Genomic DNA, 19166 nt, shown 5'->3' with positions numbered 1-19166 from the left:
TGACCTTGACGCGTGGCCGGAGAGCAACCTGCGTGACCTGCTCGACTCGTATGCGGGCCTCGATGATGCCGGGGTGGCGATAGCCGCGGCACGGGCCGGCGCCGACATCGTACGCGCCATGTACGGCCGGTGGCGCACCCGCATCGACAAGGCCGCCGGGGACTTCGCCACCGACGCCGATGTCGAGGCCGAGAAGGCGATCCTCGGCGTCATCCAGGCCGCCCGGCCCCATGACGCTGTGCTCGGCGAAGAGGGCGGTCAGCAGGGCTCCGCGGAGGCCGCCCGCCAGTGGTTGGTGGATCCCTTGTGCGGCACGCTGAACTACGCCGTCGGTAACGCCCTGGTGGCGGTCAACGTGGCACTGCGCGAGGGTGCGGCGGCGGTGGCCGACCCGTTCAGCGGCGAGGTCTTCTGCACCGATGGTGAGACCGCCTGGGCACAGCACGACGGTGCCGATGTCCGGCTGGCGCCCACGGCTTCCACCCGCCTCGTGGATGTCAACCTGGACCCGCCGTTTCCCAGCGCGCCCGGGTTCCGGGCTGTGGACTTGCTGGCCCACCCCGCGTTCGTCGAACGGTTCCGCCCTCGGGTCGTCTCCACGACGCTGGCGTTGGCCTGGGTGGCTGCCGGCAAGCGCGCGGCGTACGTCACCGACGGAGGCGACCTGTCAGAGAGCGTGCATTTCGCGGCCGGTATCGCTCTGTGCCAGGCAGCCGGGTGCGTGGTCACCGGGATCGACGGCGCCCCGATCGGGCAGACCGGCCGCGGACTGGTCGTGGCCGCCGACGGCGAAACCCACGAGCTCCTGATGTCGATGATCCGCAGCCGCGACTACGACGTGGTCGGCTATTGAAGATCGGGCGTGCCGGTCTGGAGGTTCGGCTGGTTGGTGATTCAGCCGGCCATGAGCTGACGGGCACGAGTTCGGTGCTCGCCTTGCGGCGGGTGGCCCGCTTGGAGGCGCGGTCGGAGACCAGAGCGGCGAGGGCGTGGTGGGTGGCGGCGTAGTGCTCGCGGCGCCCGAGGAACCGTTGCAGCGGGCGCCACTGCTTGTGCTCGGCGTTGGCGTGCTCGACGCAGGTCCGAGTGGAGGACTGGCGGCGCCGCATCTCGCGCGAGGCGTACTGCTCGCCGAGTGCCGCATCCTCGCCCTTCGGCTTCTTCGGCGGCGCGCTGACCTGTTCGGGGAACTCGTTGGCCAGGCCCCGGTAGCCGTCGTCGACCTCAGCCTTCACCCGTGGGTGCAGGCGGAATTGCTCGGCGATGCCCTCGGTGCGCATCACGGTCTGATCGTGCGTTCTTCCGGGCCGGTCGGCCCGGGACCACGGGTCTCGATCAAACCGGCGAGATGTGCACGGGAGAGACCGGTGAAGGCAGGATGGGACAGGGCCGCACGGGCCCACTTCTTGGTCACACTCGAAAAACCGTGCGGGCTCCTTCACATCACGGCCGGTGACGTCGCGCTCATGGTTGGCGGGCGGGACGGGAGTCCTCGTCCGAAAGGAGGAAGGCCGAAACCGCCTCGGCGAACGCCTCCGGCGCTGCGTGGTGGATCAGGTGTCCGACCGGGATGGTGACCATGTGCCCACCGGGGATGCGGCGGGCCAGCTCGGCGATGCCGTCCTGGGGCACATGGCTGAGTGGACCGCCGGCCACCACGAGAGTCTCGGCGGTGATCTGGCTGAGCCGCTCCAGCCACCTCGGGTCAGGCAGGTCGATCTGCCTCCTGACGGCCAGCACCATCTCCCAGTCGAAGGCCAGGTCACCGTCCGGCCTGGTCGGGGTGGTCGGCTCCCGGGGACGCGGAACCGGAACGTCCTCCAGGACCATCCGGCTCACCCGCTGCGGATGCTCCTCCGCGAGCAGGTAGGCCACGATCCCGCCCATGGAGTGCCCGATCAGGTCCACCGGGCCAAGCCCCAGTACGTCCAGGAACCGGAGCACATCGGTCTGCATGAGTTCGAGGGAGTAGTTCCCCGGCCAATCGCTTCGGCCGTGACCGCGAAGATCGAGAGCGTATACCCGTCGGCTGCGGGCGAGGATGGGTGTCACCACGTCCCAGTCGGTGACGTCCTCGCCCAACGCGTGCAACAGGACGAGCGGGACAGCATCCAGCGGCCCCGACACCTGATAGGCCAGCCGGACCCCTCCCACGTCGACCGAGCGGTGATCAACCATCTCCGGAGGATATGCGCAAAGTCCTGCCGGAGGACCGGCGTTCACGAGCGGCCGAACCACCACTACCTGTCAGCACCTCGGGGCCTGCACCCACACAGCCCTGGCCCGGCCTTCAATAGCCGACCACGTCGTGAGCACCGCGCCCGGCCGGTCGTCCCGCGCCGGCCTCAGAGCGCCGCGCTACGGCGCGGCCCGCGGGAAGGCCGATCGGCTGCGGGTGGACGCCCGGTCATTCGTCAGCCGGGCACGGCACCGACCAGGCGCCGGCGTGCCCGGTCGTTCGCCAGCCGGGCACGGCACCGACCAGGCCGCCGTTGACGACGAGGCCTTGGCCGTTGACGCAGGGCGCGTCGGAAGAGGACGGGGAACGCCACGACCCCCGCAGCCTCTTCTTGTCTTGCTCGCTGCTCCCCGGCCTGAGCACGACCGCCCGTATTCGCGCGCTCAGGAACCGTTGTCTCCCGCCCGACGGCCCCACGCGGTGATCATCCCGGGCGACAGCTCGGCGCAGTCCGGCGCATCCAGACAGCGGATCGCCTCCTCGACCGTCGCGTCGTCGACGAGGCCCGTCGCCGTCATCGACTCCCGTGCGCGCCGCCACGTATCGGCCCAGAAGCGGCTGATCGCGCTGCCGGGCAGCAGCGGAGGGACGTACATCTCCGCGGCCACGGTGGTGAGCCCGGCTTCGCGCAGCAGACGGGGGTACTCGGGCACCCAGGCGACGTCCGTCCCGATGGTGTCCTTCAGTCCCTGCCACATCGCCCGCATCACCCGGGTGTACGAGGTGTCGGCCGCTCCGGCGGAGGTCAGGTCGACCGCGTCGCTGAGGACGAGCACTCCCCCGGGGGCGAGCAACTCACCCAGTTTCCTGATGAGTTCTCGCCGCGCGGGGAGATGCATCATGACGAACCGTGCGTGGACGAGCTGGAACCGCCCGGGATCGAAGTCCGGGTCGGTGATGTCCGCCTCCATGACGGTGAGCCCCGGTGCGGGCCGGGCGGCGAGGAAGCGTACGTCACGGTCGACGGCGAGCACGGACGTGACGCGAGCCTGTTCCAGCAACCGGCGGGCCACCGTACCCGTCCCGGCTCCGACGTCCAGGCAGTGCCACCCGGGACCGACCCCGAGTGCCCCGAACCGCGCGAAGGTGGTCTCGTCGTAGGCGAGCGCGCCGAGGTCGATCCGTTCGTCCTCACCGGGCCGCTCCGGCGGGAACACCGCCTCGCCGTAGCGGCCGTCAAGGGTGTCGCCACGGTCGGGGAGCGGGGAGTCGGGCAGTTCCACGGCGGGACCTCTTCGGGCGGCGGGCGGCGGGCGGCGGGCGGCGGGCGGCGGGCGGCGGGCGGCGGGGCCGATGTACATCGATCCTGCACGCGCCGGCGCCCGCGCGGGCGAGGCACGCCGCGCGGGGCCCCGACCGGAATATTCTCGGCAGCACATGGTGACCCGCCGTGGCCCAGCGTTCCCGGCGCCGACAGATCGCTGCGACCGCGTACGCAGTCACGATGAGCTGGTGTCGGGTCGGCCTTGATCCGGTCGGGGGGCGGGACACCTAGCTGAATGTCGGGCGTTTGTCCGGGGCTTCCGACCCCGGGTGGGCTCAGTGCCCAGCGTGGGAGGCGCGTCGGATCGTGGCGTCGATGAGGTCGAGGGCTTCGGAAGCGGTGCGGCCGGGGGCTCGATTCCAGGGACCGATGAGGCCGCTCCATCCCTGGGTGCGCAGTTCGGTGAGAATCCAGGCGCCGGCTTGGTTCATGCAGTCGGTGCTGCCGTAGCCGAGGCGGTGCGCGGTGAGCATGGCACCGCAGAGGCAGCGAGCACCGCGGGCGTTGCGGAGCTTGTACGGGGTGTTCTGCCAGCCCCACTCGGCCAGCACATGGCGGGCGTAGGCGAGGTGGGTGGAGGGGCGTAGGTCTGTTTGGCCGATGCGGCGCCAGGCGTGGAGGCGGTCGGGGAGGATCGCGCCCAGCCGGCCGGGCAGGCGCCGCTCGTCGGGAGGCTGCGCCGGGAGGGCGTTGAGGGCGGTGGTGATGAGCTGGTCGACGGGGGCGGAGAGGAGGCTGCGCCAGTCCCCCGGTTCGCCACCACGGGTGGAGGCTCGGGTCGCTTGAGTCACTTGCCCGGCTGGACGGACCGTCGGTTCCTGGGCGGTCGCGGCCCAGTTGGTGACGATCTGCTGCCAAGCCGCGGTCTCGTAGAGGCGGCCGGCCTCGAGGTCGAGGGCGGTGGGGGTGGTGGTGGTCGGCATCGGGGTGGATCTCCATGGCTCTCGGTCCTTGTGGTGAGGGTGATCTCGGCCGCGCGCAGGCGCCGCTTGAGGCGGCTGTGGCATTCGGGGGAGATTCGCACCGAGACGGGCGATGAGGAGCCGTCCGTCGCGGAGACCGGTGGTCGATCCGGCAACAACTTCGCCCACCTCAGGAACACGGCTTACGACCGCCTGACGGCGAAGGCCGCCACCTTGCCGGGAGCGGCCGGCTGCTCGCTGTGGAACAAGGCCGAGACTGCCTTTTTCGACAACGCCGACCTGATCCCGATCGTGGACAGGACGCAGACAGTGGCCGCCTAGGGCGCCACCTTCCGGATCTCGTCGGGGATGTTCTAGCCGACCACGATCCGCATGACGGGAGGCTCCGGATAACCCAAGGCACTCGTCGACCAGCGGAGTCGAGCATGACCCGACGCCGGGTCAAGAACGATCATGGGGCGCCTCCGCCCGACGAGGTGAGCACAGCGGCCGCACAACCAGCGGCCGCATCTCACCGGTGTCTGACAGGCGCGGTTCGTGAGGACCGGTTTCGTCACGGCTGTCGACGGTCTGCTTGGATCCGGGCATGGCTGATTGGTCGAAGCTCAGTGACGCGCATGGTTCCGCGGAGGGTGTCCCCGGTCTGCTCGACCGGTTCGAGGCCGATCCGCGTGGCGTCTGGTCCGAGCTGATGGACCGGCTCTGCCCGATGCTCGACACAGCGTTCTCCGCGAGCTTTGCGGCGCTGCCCCGCTTTGTTCAGATCGCAGCCGGCCGGGAGCCTGACGAGCGGCGCTGGGTGTTGTTCGCGGCGGGTCCGATCGTGGCCAGCGCGCGTCGGTCGGTGGAGGGCGTTGCGGCCCGCGAGGTCTACTCGTCGGAGATCGCCGAGCTTTCGCGGTTCACTGAGCAGTGCCTCCGTCTGCCTCTGGAGATGGAGGACTATGTCGGACTGCTTCAGGCTGCCTTGGCCTTCGAGGGCGTAGAGGTCTGGGACGAGCACCTGGACGACTTGGCGCAGGGCGAATACGAGGTCGACTGCCCCTACTGCGGGGTGAACCTGTTCATCGTGACGGGCGATGACGGCTTTTTCTCATGCAGCGAGGACTACGCGCTGGGGGATGTCGAGAAAACCCCGCTGCGGCCGGCTGACCCGGCAGAGTTGGAGGGCTTGGCCGAGCGGCTGTACTACCAGGCCCTCGGTGATGGACAGCCAGTACTTGCTGAAAGGCTGCCGTATCTCTTCGGAGAAGCGGCGTGCGCTGACTGCGGAACTGCGTTCTCGGTGGCAGACCGGGTGGTCGCGAATACTGTGCCGTCTTGGTGAGGCCGGCGATGCGATCGTCGTGGTCCGGTCCGAGAGTGGCCTCATGCTGCCGCACATCACCGAGCCCGGGCCCTTGGTCGGGGAACACCACCGTCGCCGACTCCGCTGCCGCCATGGCTGACCGAACCGCTAAGACCAGAACTCGTCGTACGCCGCCGGGTCCGTTGTCACCACCCAGCCCTCGGTGATCCGGCCGTCATCGATGTGGAAGATGAGGGCATAGTCCAGGTCAAGCCTCCTGCCCTCGCGTGACGCCGTGACGTGGAGCAGGGCGACCGTGTGGTCGTCGTTGGCGAGGACGTCGTGGAGCTCCGGGCGGTAGGTGCCGTCCGTCAGCTGGAACTCGCGGCCGAACAGGGCGAACGTGTCATCACGCCCTCGGTAGTCGCCCGCCAGGAGATTCCTGCCCCCGACGTGCCACACCACGTCAGGATGGAAGAGCTCGGCCAGCGCGTCCATGTCGCCAGCCGAGAAGGCGGCCATGACGCGGTGGAAAACGACGGTGTTCGGATGATCGGTCATCAGTGCCTCCCTCGGCCTCCTGCAAACGTAAGTCGGGCCACAAGACCGCGACCCGCGTCGTTACGCCGTCTGGCACCGAACTCGCGCCGATCGGAGGCGGTCAGGGTCGGCGTCCGGGGCGCGTATCCCAGCGGTGGGTTGTCCACGCGCGGCGGATCAAGCTACTTCAGCTGGTCGGGAGCGGGGGCGGGGCCGATTCCGTTTCTTGTGTGGCTGCCCAGGAACCCAGGAGGCGCAGTGCTTCCGCGGACGGTGAGCTGGGTTCGGCGGTGTAGATGGTGAGGGTGAGGCCGGGTACGGCGGCCATCTCGAGCCCTTCGTAGGCGAGGGTGAGTTCGCCTACGACCGCGTGGTGGAACCGCTTGAAGCCGGTTCCGTGGTGGCGGACGTTGTGGGCGCCCCAGCGGGTGCGGAAGGCGTCGCTGCGGGTGGAGAGTTCGCCGACGAGGTCGTGGAGTTCCTTGTCGTGGGGGTCGCGGCCGGCTGCGGACGGAGGCCCGACGTCGGAGGAAAGCCGGCGGCTTGACCAGATGGCGGCGTCGGATCAGGCGCTGATGGACGCGCGCCGGATCGCGTCGAGTGCGCGTGCCACGTCGTCGTCCGTCGTCGACCAGTTGCTCACGGAGATCCGCATGACACGACGACCGTGCCAGGTGGAGCCGCTGATCCACGTGGTGCCCTCGGCGAGCAGCCGGTCGAGTACCTGATCCGTGCGTTCGTCGCTGCCGAACTCGGCGCAGACCTGGGTGAATACCACGTCGTTGAGGACTGTCGCGCCGTCGATCTCGGCAATCCCGCCGGCGAACGCGGAGGCGTGCCGGCACAGCCGCTCGACGAGATCGGCCACTCCGGATCGGCCGAGGGACCGGAGCGCGGCCCACACGGTGAAGGCTCGGCCGCGTCGGGAGAGCTCGGGGACCTTGTCGATGGGGTCGCCGTGTTCGGCCTGGATGAGGTAGTCGCCCCGCAGGCCCATCGCTGCCCGGACCGCGGACGGGTCGCGCACGATGGCGAGGCCGCAGTCGTAGGGGACGTTCAGGGTCTTGTGGGCATCCGTCGCCCAGGAGTCCGCGTTTGCGCAGCCCGCCACCAGATGTGCGTACGTCGGGGAGGCGGCCGCCCACAGCCCGAAAGCGCCGTCGACGTGCACCCATGCTCCTGCCTGGCGAGCGGCACGGATCGTCTCGGCGAAGGGATCGAAGGCGCCGGAGTGGATCTCTCCGGCCTGAAGGATCACGATCACGGGGCTCTGTCCGCCGGCCTCGACGGCATGCCGCAGCGCCTCGGGCTCGATACGTCCCTGATCGTCCGCCTTCACCAGTACCGGGGCACCGAGCCCCAGGTAGCGCAGCGCCAGGTCGATGGCCATGTGCCGGCCCTCGCCGACGAGGACGCGCACAGTCGGCCCGCCCACGAGCCCGTCCCGGGTGACATCCCAGCCGGTTCGTGCCAACACCGCGTCGCGCCCGGCGGCGAGGCAGGTGAAGTTCGCCATCGTGGCACCGGTGGTGAAGCCGACGGCGCTGTCGGTCGGCAGGCCGAGCAGATCGAGCAACCACCCGCCGGCGATGTCCTCCGCCGCCGTGTAGGCGGGCGAGACGGAGCGCATCACGCAGTTCTGGTCCCAGGCACTGACCAGCCAGTCCGTGGCCAGTGCGGCCGGTTCGGTGCCACCGACCACGAATCCGTAGAAGCGACCACTGGGAAACGCGGTGAGCCCCGGCTCACAGGCTTTGACCAGCAGGTCGACCACATCGGCGGGTGGGCTCGGTCCGTCGGGCAGGTCGGCACCGAGCGCGCGCACGATCTCATCGACCGAAGCGCGGGCGGGAACCGGGCGGTCGGACAGGCTCGCCAGCCAGCGGAGGGCATGGCCGTACGCCTGCCGTAGCGCCGCCTCGCGCGCGTCCATACCTCGGACTATGGGTCAGCCACCGCAGCCGCGCAAGCCAGCCAACGACTCACACCGTCGCCTCCCGCAGGCGACCGTCGGGGGCCAGGCGCTGAGCGCTGCGTTCGGTGACGGTCCGCCACGCACGCGCTGGACCTCGCGCGCTCGTGTCCGCGCGGTCAGGTGCCGGTTACGCGTGATCGGCAGAGGTGGACGGGCGGAGCCGACGCGTCCTGACGCCGGCGACCGGCCGGCCGGCACGGGTCGTGTCGGCTCGAGGCAGTCCAGGTGGCTCCGGCACATGTCATTCTGCTGCCCGCGATGAGCCGGGCCTTTGCCGTGCGCGCGGTCGCCCCCTGCCTCGAGCCCTTGAGGGGTCGAGGTACGGCGGGTGGCGCGCCGGACGCCGATGCGTGTCAGAACTTCCCCGAATGCTCTGCGGTGCGGTGTCCGAGCTGTGCGCGGAATTCAACGAAGAAGCTCTCGAGGAGCGGTGGCCACCCCCAGAAGTCGAAGGCCAGCGACCCGAGCTCGAAGCCAGGGGGCCACTCCCATTCGGTGACAGGGACCAGCGCGCCGCAGGACGGGCACGCGGCACTCCCCTCCCCCGTCGCCTTCCACTGTTCGACGCCGTCCCGGAAGGGTTGCCAGACCGCTTCGTCCGGCTCCCACACCCCGTTCGGGTAATCGATGATCACGGTCTCGACGTCGCAGCGGGGGCAGACAGCGCATTCCGGCTCGATCTCTCCCTGGCCCGCAATGTGATCCTCCCGCCCGACTACGACGGCAACCGGGCCGGGTATCCGGTCCGGGTCCCAGTCCTCCACGGCGCGCCGCCAGTTCGGGCCGGGAACATAACCCTTGTCTACGTTCGTGGAGTACATGCAGTCACTGGACATGTCGCGTGTGATCAGGCCTTCGGAAACCATCCAGTCGACCATCCGCTCCGCAAGCGCACCGGCATCTTCGGCACTCACCTCGAGGTCGACGATCCGCTCGAAGTAGTCACCCATGGTTCTCCGCTCCCCGTGTCTCATTCGGTTCAGCCCACCATGCCATCCGCCTCTGACAATGGGGCGTGAAGGGGTCGAGGCCGGGGGTTGTCAGTGCTGCGGGGCCACTCGAACCGACCGTCCGTACGCGCTTGTCCGCCGTTCCGGTCCGGTATTACCGTGCCGTAGTGGATCTCTTCTCACGCTCTTGGACGGCTTTGCGCACGGCGGTAGCCGAGACCCCGGACGAGGACTTCGAGCGGCCGTCGGGATGTACCGGCTGGCTCGTGCGGGACCTGGTGTGCCACCTGGTCATCGACGCCCAGGACGTCCTGATCACCCTGGTCACGCCCGCAGCAGCCGAACCGACCGTGGACGCGGTCACCTACTGGAACCTCGTCGACCCACCGACCGGAGAGGACCCGCTCGACGCGCTGATCCCCCGGCTGGCCGCCGCCTACGGCGATCCTCGGTGGCTCAAGTTCCACTTCGACGACGTCGGTTCCGCCGCGGGCCGCGCCGCCGAACTCGCCGATCCCACCGTCCGTGTCAGCACTCGCGACGAGGTGCTGACCGTCGGCGACTTCCTTTCCGCGTACGTACTCGAATGGACCTTGCACCACCTCGACCTGATCGCGTTTCTGCCGTCGGCCGCCGAGCCGCCCGCCGAGACCCTCGCGGCGGCCCGCGCGTCGCTGGAGAAGATCGCCGGTTCCCCGTTTCCCGCCTCGTTCTCGGACGAGGACACGCTGCTGGTCGGCACCGGACGTCGCACGCCGACGAACGCGGAGAAGGCCGCGCTGGGCGACTTCGCCGCGAAGCTGCCGTTCGTCCTCGGCTGAGCGGCCCATTGGGGATGGCGCGCCGTCTCCAGGCCTGATCCTCACGCTGATCCTGATCGATCCAGTCTCGGCAAGCCGGCAGAGCCCGGATCCCAGGAAGCGGACTCGGCAGGCCAAGAAACCGCCCTGCGGCCCTCCTTGCGGATCGCGCCTGCTCTTCTTCAGGGCAGGAACTTGTAGAACGGGCCGTCAGGCGCGAAGTTGCGAGAACACACCGTCACGTCCCTCCCCTTGAGATAAGCCAGCAACCATTCGCTGAACGTCATCTCGTAGAGAGTCCAGGCTGGACTGTCGAACTCCTGAACCACGACGCGCCAGGGCGACGACGGGTCGTCGGGAACACGAAGGAATATCGCTTCCCCCGTCGTGGCCGATGCCACCGGTATCAACTCACCGGGATTCGGCCCTACCGGACTGGGCAGGAACTCGACCATGTCCTCGTCGCGCCAGAGTTCGAGATCCCCCCTGATCTGCTCTCCCAGACTATGCAGAAGATGACCGGCGGGGTGCGTCAGATACAACTGCCCGTTGACCTCGATCGAACCATAGGCATCGACGATCTCACGGAAGTCCGCAGGAAACTCGATACCGAGTTCCCGCTCCAGCTCGATCCAAGGAGCCGGATCCGACCAGGTGAAACGGGGTTCGCCCATCAGGGCTGTGATCTCTGGGAGCGTTGCCACCACTAGCGTCCTTCCAGCATGTCGAGCGTGCCTGTATTGGAGTTGATCGCAGATGAGGGTGAATACGGGGCACAACCTAACCCGCCCCGCCACGAAGTCACCGACCGGCCAAGGAGACAGGCTCTGGCGACACGCTCCGCCTGGAGCTCATGGCGGGCCTGCCGACAGCGCCGCCCCGGTCGGTCACGAGGTGTGGCTCGCGCCAAGCGCACAAGGCCGGCGACGTCAGCCCTCGCCAAGAGCCTCGAGCAACTCCCGTTCGCGCTGCGCGCTGAGCCCGGCGCGTCGTGCCCTGTCCAGACCCTGTTCGCGTTCCCAGAGCAGCGTGTCCGCCAGCAGCTCCGCCCGCGGCCGGTTTCGCAGCCCCGCGGCGCGCGCCGCGGAACCGCTCCGGGACGACCATCCTTCCCAACCCGGCTCGACCACCCACATCGGCAGCGACTCGGCCCCCATGTACTCGGCGACGCCGTTCGCGAGCAGCCATGCCGAGTCGGCGGTGACCACCGGACCGGTGTGCCCGCCGAGAGCCCGGGACAGCTCGATCCATTCTTCGAACGGAACGACCGGACCGACGGCGTCGTAGACGCCGGTGGTGCCCTTCTCCGCGGCGTCGAGCAGCCAGGAGGTGAGGTCCCGCACGTCAACTGCCTGTGTCGGCATGGCCGGTACGTCGGGAACCAGCATCGGTCCTCGCGGATCCCGCGCGGCGCGGGCCACCCAGTAGCCGGAGCGTCCGCTGTGATCGCCCGGGCCGCCGATGAGGCCGGCGCGTGCGATGAGGAGGCGGTCGCCCACGGCGGCCGTCGACACCTGCTCGCAGGCGACCTTCGCCTCGCCGTACAGCGCGCGGTCGACCTCGCTCCGGTCTGTCGGGGCCAGAAGTGCCGCGGACTCGTCCGCGTCCGCCACGGCGTGCGAGGCATAGGCGCTGACGGAGGAGACGTAGATCCAGTGCCTGGCCCTGTCACCCAGTGCGTGGAGCGCCTCGCGCACGAAGCCGGGCTGCCATGACACCTCGATGACCGCGTCCCATTCGCGATCGCGTAGGGGCTCGTACGCGGAAGGATCGCGCCGGTCGGCGGCCACCAACGTCGCTCCGTCGGCGACTTCTCCGCTTTCTCCGCGCGCGAGGCAGGTGACTTGGTGACCACGCGCTGTCGCCTGCCGCGAAAGCTCCCGGCCCACCCATGCTGTTCCGCCCAGAACCAAGATTTCCATCCCCACACCCAAGCACCGCGACCACCGAGCAACCAGACGGGTTCGCTGCCGGCGGACCCGATGTCGTCAACTGGTGGCAGCAGCCCCCACCTCCTGCTGTCCGGGCCGACGAGGGTGTTCCCGGAGGTGAGGCCTGCGCCACCTGGTATCGGCCGACGGGAAGGGAACGGAGCTACGCGCCTCTACGCCGACGCTCCCTGGGAGGACGGCAGCAGTTCGAGCTGCTGAAGCATCGTGAGCTGGTCGACCACGTGCCAGTGCTCGGCGACCCGGTCGCCCTCGAGGCGGAAGATGTCGACGCCTGCGAACCGGCACGACCGCCCTGTGGGAGGGATGCCCAAGAACGTGCCCGAGTGCGTGGCGTCATTCGTCCAGCGGACGACGACGCGGTCGTTCTCGGCGATGACGTCATCGACGGTGAAGGTCGGTGCCAGTCCCTCGATGAGCATGGTCATTCGGTCCTTCAGCCCCTCGCGGCCGGCGCGCTGCCCCGGCAGCGGGTCGTGCTCCTCGTACTCCGGCACGGCGAGCTCGTCGACAAGGTCCACGCGCCGACCGTTCAAGACCTCGTCGAAGAACCGCCGTACCAGCGCCTTGTTGGTATCGATGGACATCGCGTGCCCTCCTCATTCGCATGGAGGCGTCACTTCCACTATCGCACCGGTCGATCAGCACCGGAGGCCCTGGAGCTGGTCATACAGCGCGCAGGTGGCCTGTAGCCCTCAGTAACCAGGGAGGCGCACACGCACCGCACGAGAACGTGTGCTCCAGGACCGGGCCGAGAAGGCAGCTGGGGGTGGGGACGCTGTTGCCCATCTGCCCCCGGCCCCCGTCGGCACCCCGCAGCGGGTGCGCCGTGCGCCCGGATGGGGGACGCTGGGCACTGCTGCATCACCGACCGCGCGAGGAGGTCTCGTGGACGCTTCAGGAAACGGCGGGCTCCCTCCCGTAGCCCGAACCAAGGTGCGGCTGGCCACCCTGCTGTGCGCGGCTGCGGCTCTCGCGGCCGGCACAGTGCCCGCCTGCGCGCAGACCCGGGCCGCCCCGGCACCGGATCCGGTCGTGGTGGTCGACTGCTTCTCCCGGGCCCAGATTCGCCCCGCCGAATACTTGCTGGCCTGCGGCGACGGCAACAACCGCCTCATCCGACTCCACTGGAACACCTGGGGCACGCGCACGGCTACGGCCAACGGCACCGACATGGTCAACGACTGCCGCCCCTACTGCGCGGCGGGCCGCTTCCGCCCGTACCCGGTCACGGTCACCCTGAGCAACCCCAAGCCCTGGCCCGCGCACCCCGACACCCAGCGCTTCACCAGCATCCAGCTCCACTACACCAACAGCGCACCGCCTCCGGGCTCCAAGGACGTGACCTTCAAACTCTTCCCCTGATCCTGTGGCTTGAGGATCGGTGCCGAACGGCGCCCCGTGACGACGTCGCCCGGCTACGCCGGAAGTCCGATCCTCGCCACGACGGGCCGGCGGGTGTCGGCCCGCCACGCGTTCCACTCACGTACCGCGAAACGATCTCCTTCCGGGAGGCTCCCCAGTAACCTGTTGTGGCCCACGGGGGAGGGGATCCACTTGAAGCCACTCGACGCCGCCGACCCGCGCCAGGTCGGGCCCTATGCCCTCATGGGACGGCTGGGCGCCGGTGGGATGGGGGCGGTCTATCTCGGGCGGTCGGCCGGGGGCCGTACGGTCGCGGTGAAGGTCGTACGGCCGGATCTGGCGCGCGAGGACGGTTTCCGCGACCGTTTCCGGCGTGAGGTCGCGGCGGCGCGACAGGTGTCGGGGGCCTTCACCGCCCCTGTCGTGGACGCCGATCCGGACGCGGCGGTCCCGTGGATGGCGACCGCGTTCGTCGTCGGTGTCTCGCTGCATCAGGCGGTCACCACGCGAGGGCCGCTGCCCGAGGACGCGTTACGGATGCTGACGGCCGGTCTCGCGGAGGCGCTGACCGGGGTGCATGCCGCCCACGTGATCCACCGGGACCTGAAACCGGCCAACGTGCTGCTCGCCCTGGACGGGCCGCACGTCATCGACTTCGGCATCGCGCGGGCAGCGGACGGTACGGCGGTGACGTCGACCGGGGCGGTCATCGGTTCGGCGCCGTACATGTCGCCGGAGCAGGCCCTGGGACAGCCGCTCACCCCGGCGAGCGACCTTTTCTCGCTCGGGTCGACGGTCGCCTTCGCTGCGGGCGGCGCGAGCCCGTTCGGGGACGGGGCCGCGGCGGCGGTCATGTTCCGTGTCGTCCACACGGAACCGGACCTCTCCGCGGTCCCGGGGCGGTTGCGGCCCCTGATCGAGCGGTGTCTCGCCAAGGACCCGGCCGATCGGCCGTCTCCGCGCGAGGTGATCGAGTTCGTTGAGCGGGAGGACCGTCCACGGCCCGGGGCGGGGTGGCTTCCCGAGCCGGTCGCGGCGGATGTCCTCGCCCTGCGGTCCGTGATGACGGCCCTGCCCCGACCGGAACCGACGATGCCGCTGACGGGCCCGACGGAGGTGCTGCGCCCTTCGGACGTCGGCGAGTTGCCTCCCGACTCTTCTGGCCCGAGCCGCCGCGGGCTGCTCCTCGGCCTGGGAGGCGGGGCGCTCGCGGTCGCCGGAACCGGGACCGTGTGGGCGCTGAACCGGGGCGCCTCCAAGAAGCCCGGCGGGAGCCGGACCGTCGCCCGTCCTTCGGCCGAGTCGGTCCCCGACGCCCAGCTGGCCTGGAAGGTACGCCAGTCGGCGCCCTGCACGCAGGTGCTCACCGCGGGCGGCGTTGTCGCGTGCGTGTCCCTGCAACAGATCTGGGGGATCGACGGCAAGGGCACCACCAAGTGGACGGTGAACGCCGCCGACCACGGGATGGCATTCGCCGTGACGGGCCCCAACCCGAGGCCCGTCGCCGCCGTGGACGCCGGCCGTCTGTACGTGGGCGGGCTGACGCACACCACGACGGGGACGGTGTCGACCGGCTTCCAGACCATCGGCAGGGCCGTCGTGCTCGGCATGCGCATGGCCGACGGCAAGGACCCGGCGCTGGCCACCCTGGACCGGTCGGAGAGCCTGGGGGTGCAGCTTCTCTGTGGTGTACGCGACGGCCGCGCCCACCTGTTGTCCCTGACGACCCAGGGCCTCGGGTCCATCAGCGGCTACGGCGCATGGGCTCTGGACCTCGCCTCCCGCCGTACCGCCTGGCTCCACACCGCCGAGGCGACACCGCTCTTCTGCGCCTTGCCGCACACCGGCGGCGGCCTGCTGTACGCCAGCGCCAAGAAGCTGGTCGCTCTCGACGGGAAGGGCGCCGTCGCCTGGTCGAAGTCCTTCACGCCCTACACGGTCGCCGCCGCCGGCCGGTACTTCCTCGTCGTGGACTCCGCGGGGACCCTGTCGGCCCTGGAACCGGCGACCGGCAAGGTGGCGTGGAAGGCGACGGGCGTCGTCGGCGCGTCCCTGAGGGGCGACGGCATCGCGACCGACGAGAAGGGAACCGTGCTCTACGCCCTGTGGCGCGACGAGGACGGTGGCTTCTCGCTCGCCGCCCGGGACAGCGCGACCGGCGAGATTCGATGGAGGACGCCGGTACCGGCCGACGACAAGAGCTCCGCGTACTTCGGCGCCAGGCTGCTGTACGCCGACAAGAACGTGTACCGAATGGGGGCGGACTGCGTGCTGTGGGCCTTCGACGCGGCGAACGGCAAACCCCGCTGGAAGCACACCGGCTGGAAGGGGACCAATCCCGTGAACCTCGCCTGGAGCGCCGGAGACAACCGGCTGTGCGTCTCGAACCCCGCTCAGACGACGGTCGCCGCCCTGCAAGCGAACGGATCCTGAGCATGGAGCCGTTGGATCCCTCGGATCCGCCTCGGATCGGCCCGTACCTCCTGCTCGGCCGCCTGGGCGCCGGTGGCATGGGGGCCGTGTACCTGGGTCGTTCGGCCGGTGGACGCACGGTGGCGGTGAAGCTCGTACGTCCGGAACTGGCCGGCGACGCCGTGTTCCGCGCACGGTTCCGGGCGGAAGTGACGGCGGCCCGCGCGGTGTCCGGGGCCTTCACCGCCCCGGTCGTCGACGCCGATCCCGACGGACCGGTGCCGTGGATGGCGACGGCATTCGTGCCGGGAGTCCCGCTCGCCCGGGCGGTGGCCCTCGGCGGACCGCTGCCGGAGACGGCGATGCGTGCTCTGGCGGCCGGCATCGCCGAGTCACTGGAGGCGATCCACGACGCGGGTCTCACCCACCGGGACCTCAAGCCGAGCAACGTCCTGCTCGCCCTGGACGGGCCCCACGTCATCGACTTCGGCATCGCCCGTGCTGTCGACGGCACGGCCCTGACCGCCACGGGCACGATCCTCGGCACCCCCTCGTACATGTCGCCGGAGCAGGCCACGGACCGGCCGGTCGGCCCGGCGAGCGACATGTTCTCGCTGGGCTCGACGCTCGCTTTCGCCGCGCGCGGAGAGGGGCCGTTCGACGGCGGGCGGCCGGCGGACGTCCTCAAGCGGGTGGTGGGCGAGGAGCCCGATCTCTCGGCGGTGCCGGACGGCCTGCGGCTCCTGGTCGCCGCGTGTCTGGCGAAGAATCCCGACGACCGCCCCACTCCTCGTCAGGTCGTCGAGTCCGTCGCGCGGGGAGCGGCCCCGTGGTCGGCGGGGGCGTGGCTGCCGCCCGCGCTGATCGCCGCGATCGAGGAGGCCGCGGCGGTGATGGCGCCCTCCGTGACCCCGGCACCTCCCCCACCGGACTCCGCCCCGCCCGGCAGTTCCCCGACCGCGACCACGGCCGCGCTGCCGCCCGCGAGCGGCACCCTCCTGCTGCCTCCCCCGCCGTCGTACTCGCCGCAGCCGCCCCCGCCGGCCCGGACGTTCGGCCGCCGCGGGCTGTTGCTCGGGATGGCGGGTGGCGCGGTGGCGCTGGCGGGCGGCGGCACGGCGCTCGGGCTGTGGCTGGGGCGCGACACCTCCGTGACGACACCGTCCACCGGGAAACGGCCCGCCCCCGCTCTGACCGACCCGGCGCGCCCGCTCGGCACCACCACCTCCGCCACCGCGCTGTGGACGGTGCCCGTGGCCGAACCCGTCGTGCAGCTCGCGGCCGACGGGGACACCGTCGTCGCGTTCAGCGCCAAGAACATCTGGGCCTTCGACCCCTCGGGCCGCCGCAGATGGGGGCCGCTGGCCAATGTCCCCGACCGAGGGGGCGCGGCCATCGGGGGTCTCCATGCCGCCGTCGCCGGCGGCATGGCGTACACCCTGGTCCACAGCGGGACCATGTACCACAGCCTGCGGGCCGTCCGCCTGGACACCGGCGCCGTCGCCTGGACCGCTGCCCTGCCGCAGCGGATCACGTCGGACGCGACCGTTCCCGGCATGCTCGACGGCCACGTGTACATCACCGGTGGGACGACGACGTTCGACATCACCAAACCCCCGCAGCCGTCCAGGGGCGGCACGTTCATCTGGGCCGTGGACACCGCCGGACGCAAGTTCGCCTGGGGATCGTTCATCACGGACCCGGACACCCAGTACAGCCGCGGGAAGCTGTTCATACCGTCGTCCGGTACGCGCCTGTTCTACGCGAGCGACAACAGCGACGGCAGCGCCCCGATGATCGCGGGCATCGACGTCCGGGGCAAGGGGAAGGCCGCCTGGGAGCAGCCGGCCCCCGGCGCTGGAGGAAGCTATCTCGACCAGTACCTGAAGGGCAGTTACGGCCCCTGGCGCGACGGCCCGCATTCCTCGGCCGGCGGCTGGTTCCTCCATGTGGCGGACCTCCTCTACGCCATCGACCCGGCGAACGGGCAGGTCGTCTGGCGCTCCCCCAAGGTCCCCTTCAAGGCCGTGGTGGCGAGTCCGGACGGGAAGACGGTCTATGCCGCGGGCCGGATCGGACTCGACAACGTCGTCTACGCGCTCGACGCCCGCACCGGCACCGTGCGCTGGGCGGGATCCCTCCCGGACTCGTCGGGCCCCCCGCCCGTGATCCAGAGCGCGGACGACACCGTCTACCTCTCCATGGGCGGCCGCCTGTGGGCCCTCGACGCACGGGACGGGAAGGCCCGTTGGTGGTACGAGCTCAACCCCACGCTGTCGTTCACCCCCCAGCCGGCGCTCTGGGCGGGCGGCGGCCGGGTCTACGGCATGTCGGTGAAGGGTCTGGTGGCGCTCAGCGCGACCGGACGGTGAGGACGCCGGTGACGGGCTTTGGGCGGCCTCTCCCTTCGACCAGCGGCCGGACCGTCGCGTTTCTTCGACCTCGGACACCTTTTCGGGGCACGGGCTGAATCCTTTGGGCGGGTCCGCGCCTCTTATACGCGTACCGACAAAACGCCGGTACACGTCTGGAGGTTGTGATGGTCGTTGGTATCGCTGTCGCCGTCGGAGTCGTACTGCTCTGCGCTTGCGGCTTCGTCGTCGTGCGCAAACGAGGTCGGGCACGTGGCTGACCCGACCTGGCCCGGTGAGCAGCTGGTCCTCGCGGCGCAGCGCGGTGACGCCGATTCGATCACCGCGCTGGTGTCGGGCTCGCACCCGAACGTGCGGAGATTCGCCCGCTCACTCTGCGCCACGCCCGAGGATGCCGAGGACGCGGCGCAGGAGGCGTTGATCATCCTGTACCGCAAGATCGGGATGCTACGGGCGTCCGGCGCTCTGGCCTCGTGGATGTTCCGCATCGTCCGCAATGAGTGCCTGCGGCGCGCGCGGACGATGCGGGAGCACGTCCCCGTGCCGGACTCCGCCGTGCGCTCGGCCGAGGAGGAGGTACTGCAACGCCTTGAGACCGGCAAGGTGGTGGCGGCGATCTCGGCTCTCCCCGCCGACCAGCGCCGTGTGCTGATCATGCGGGACGTCCAGGGCTACAGCGGACGGATGGTCGCCGACGCGCTGGGCCTCAGTACCGCCGCGATGAAATCACGTCTGCACCGCGCCCGGGCGGCGGTTCAGCTCGCCCTGCGTCCCACACCCGACTCTGCTCCTGGAGGCAACGATGACAGCGACGAAGGCTGAGGGCCCCGATTTCGCGAGCACCTCCCTGCCCCGGCACCTCATCCGGGGCGTGATCGGCTTCGGCGGCCTGATCGGCTCGTTCGCGCTGATCCCGGCGGTCGGCGCGATCAGCCTGGTCCTCCTGCCGGTCGGCGTACTGGCGCTGCGCGGCTGTCCGATGTGCTGGACGATCGGCCTGCTGCAGACCATCTCGAGGGGCCGCCTGCAGCGGTCCTGTGAGAACGGCCGGTGCAAGGTGACCGCCGCGGGGAAATGAAGCCCCCGCGA

Annotated in this window: 18 protein-coding genes and 2 pseudogenes; 9 read left to right on the top strand and 11 right to left on the bottom strand. The window is 70.3% G+C overall.

Translation table 11 applies throughout. From position 1 onward, the window contains the following. Positions 1–37: 37 nt before the first annotated feature. Complete coding sequence (locus ACZ7J0_RS29380) at positions 38–853, top strand: inositol monophosphatase family protein (RefSeq protein ID WP_470892502.1); 816 nt, start codon at positions 38–40, stop codon at positions 851–853. Between the two features lie 130 nt (positions 854–983). Here ACZ7J0_RS29380 and ACZ7J0_RS29375 read toward each other — a convergent pair. The 4 genes and pseudogenes from ACZ7J0_RS29375 to ACZ7J0_RS29360 all read right to left on the bottom strand — a co-directional run. Further along, positions 984–1403 (bottom strand): annotated as a pseudogene (locus tag ACZ7J0_RS29375) (transposase family protein); the annotation flags it as partial. Between the two features lie 61 nt (positions 1404–1464). After that, positions 1465–2178 (bottom strand): alpha/beta fold hydrolase, encoded by a 714-nt coding sequence (locus ACZ7J0_RS29370; RefSeq protein ID WP_470892372.1) that lies wholly within the window; start codon positions 2176–2178, stop codon positions 1465–1467. Between the two features lie 444 nt (positions 2179–2622). Next, positions 2623–3540, bottom strand: coding sequence for a class I SAM-dependent methyltransferase (locus ACZ7J0_RS29365; protein ID WP_470892370.1), 918 nt, complete (start codon positions 3538–3540; stop codon positions 2623–2625). 238 nt (positions 3541–3778) lie between these two features. Further along, positions 3779–4426: a DUF6197 family protein gene (locus tag ACZ7J0_RS29360; RefSeq protein ID WP_470892368.1), complete on the bottom strand. Its 648-nt coding sequence runs from the start codon at positions 4424–4426 to the stop codon at positions 3779–3781. Positions 4427–4465: 39 nt separating this feature from the next. On the opposite strand from ACZ7J0_RS29360, the gene ACZ7J0_RS29355 reads away from it, so the two are divergent. Together ACZ7J0_RS29355 and ACZ7J0_RS29350 are read left to right on the top strand one after the other, a co-directional pair. Beyond that, positions 4466–4747, top strand: a complete 282-nt coding sequence (locus ACZ7J0_RS29355; RefSeq protein WP_470892366.1) for a hypothetical protein — start codon at positions 4466–4468, stop codon at positions 4745–4747. A gap of 265 nt (positions 4748–5012) precedes the next feature. Next, positions 5013–5753: a hypothetical protein gene (locus ACZ7J0_RS29350; protein ID WP_470892364.1), complete on the top strand. Its 741-nt coding sequence runs from the start codon at positions 5013–5015 to the stop codon at positions 5751–5753. Between the two features lie 129 nt (positions 5754–5882). Here the strand turns inward: ACZ7J0_RS29350 and ACZ7J0_RS29345 are convergent, their stop codons facing one another. The 4 genes and pseudogenes from ACZ7J0_RS29345 to ACZ7J0_RS29330 all read right to left on the bottom strand — a co-directional run bounded on the left by ACZ7J0_RS29345 (position 5883) and on the right by ACZ7J0_RS29330 (position 9179). Further along, the gene (locus tag ACZ7J0_RS29345) at positions 5883–6275 is read right to left on the bottom strand and encodes a nuclear transport factor 2 family protein (protein ID WP_470892362.1); all 393 of its coding nucleotides are present in this window, start codon (positions 6273–6275) and stop codon (positions 5883–5885) included. A 166-nt stretch (positions 6276–6441) separates the two neighbouring features. Next, positions 6442–6759, bottom strand: a pseudogene (locus tag ACZ7J0_RS29340) (MmyB family transcriptional regulator); the annotation flags it as partial. Between the two features lie 60 nt (positions 6760–6819). Continuing rightward, positions 6820–8187, bottom strand: coding sequence for a pyridoxal phosphate-dependent decarboxylase family protein (locus ACZ7J0_RS29335; RefSeq protein WP_470892360.1), 1368 nt, complete (start codon positions 8185–8187; stop codon positions 6820–6822). A 395-nt stretch (positions 8188–8582) separates the two neighbouring features. After that, positions 8583–9179, bottom strand: a complete 597-nt coding sequence (locus tag ACZ7J0_RS29330) for a hypothetical protein (protein WP_470892358.1) — start codon at positions 9177–9179, stop codon at positions 8583–8585. 167 nt (positions 9180–9346) lie between these two features. On the opposite strand from ACZ7J0_RS29330, the gene ACZ7J0_RS29325 reads away from it, so the two are divergent. Beyond that, positions 9347–10000, top strand: coding sequence for a maleylpyruvate isomerase N-terminal domain-containing protein (locus ACZ7J0_RS29325; protein ID WP_470892356.1), 654 nt, complete (start codon positions 9347–9349; stop codon positions 9998–10000). A 161-nt stretch (positions 10001–10161) separates the two neighbouring features. Here ACZ7J0_RS29325 and ACZ7J0_RS29320 read toward each other — a convergent pair whose 3' ends face one another. From ACZ7J0_RS29320 to ACZ7J0_RS29310, 3 genes are all read right to left on the bottom strand, one after another. Further along, positions 10162–10683 carry an SMI1/KNR4 family protein gene (locus ACZ7J0_RS29320; protein ID WP_470892354.1) on the bottom strand — a complete coding sequence of 174 codons (522 nt, stop codon included), beginning with the start codon at positions 10681–10683 and terminating at the stop codon, positions 10162–10164. Positions 10684–10908: 225 nt separating this feature from the next. Beyond that, the gene (locus ACZ7J0_RS29315; protein WP_470892352.1) at positions 10909–11901 is read right to left on the bottom strand and encodes an NAD-dependent epimerase/dehydratase family protein; all 993 of its coding nucleotides are present in this window, start codon (positions 11899–11901) and stop codon (positions 10909–10911) included. A gap of 182 nt (positions 11902–12083) precedes the next feature. Continuing rightward, positions 12084–12515 (bottom strand): ester cyclase, encoded by a 432-nt coding sequence (locus ACZ7J0_RS29310; RefSeq protein WP_470892350.1) that lies wholly within the window; start codon positions 12513–12515, stop codon positions 12084–12086. Positions 12516–12816: 301 nt separating this feature from the next. On the opposite strand from ACZ7J0_RS29310, the gene ACZ7J0_RS29305 reads away from it, so the two are divergent. The 5 genes from ACZ7J0_RS29305 to ACZ7J0_RS29285 all read left to right on the top strand — a co-directional run bounded on the left by ACZ7J0_RS29305 (position 12817) and on the right by ACZ7J0_RS29285 (position 19155). Beyond that, positions 12817–13293 (top strand): hypothetical protein, encoded by a 477-nt coding sequence (locus ACZ7J0_RS29305; protein WP_470892348.1) that lies wholly within the window; start codon positions 12817–12819, stop codon positions 13291–13293. Positions 13294–13485: 192 nt separating this feature from the next. Beyond that, entirely contained in the window at positions 13486–15726 is a 2241-nt protein-coding gene (locus tag ACZ7J0_RS29300) for a protein kinase domain-containing protein (RefSeq protein ID WP_470892346.1), read from the top strand. A 2-nt stretch (positions 15727–15728) separates the two neighbouring features. Then, positions 15729–18077 carry a protein kinase domain-containing protein gene (locus tag ACZ7J0_RS29295; protein WP_470892344.1) on the top strand — a complete coding sequence of 783 codons (2349 nt, stop codon included), beginning with the start codon at positions 15729–15731 and terminating at the stop codon, positions 18075–18077. A 252-nt stretch (positions 18078–18329) separates the two neighbouring features. Then, positions 18330–18899 (top strand): RNA polymerase sigma factor, encoded by a 570-nt coding sequence (locus ACZ7J0_RS29290; protein WP_470892342.1) that lies wholly within the window; start codon positions 18330–18332, stop codon positions 18897–18899. Continuing rightward, on the top strand, positions 18880–19155 hold the full coding sequence (locus ACZ7J0_RS29285) for a hypothetical protein (protein ID WP_470892341.1): 276 nt from the start codon (positions 18880–18882) through the stop codon (positions 19153–19155). Before ACZ7J0_RS29290 ends, ACZ7J0_RS29285 begins: the two co-directional genes overlap by 20 nt. The last annotated feature ends 11 nt before the right edge of the window (positions 19156–19166 follow it).

Source organism: Streptomyces sp. NPDC038280 (assembly GCF_055600045.1).
This window is presented reverse-complemented; position numbering and strand designations above follow the sequence as displayed.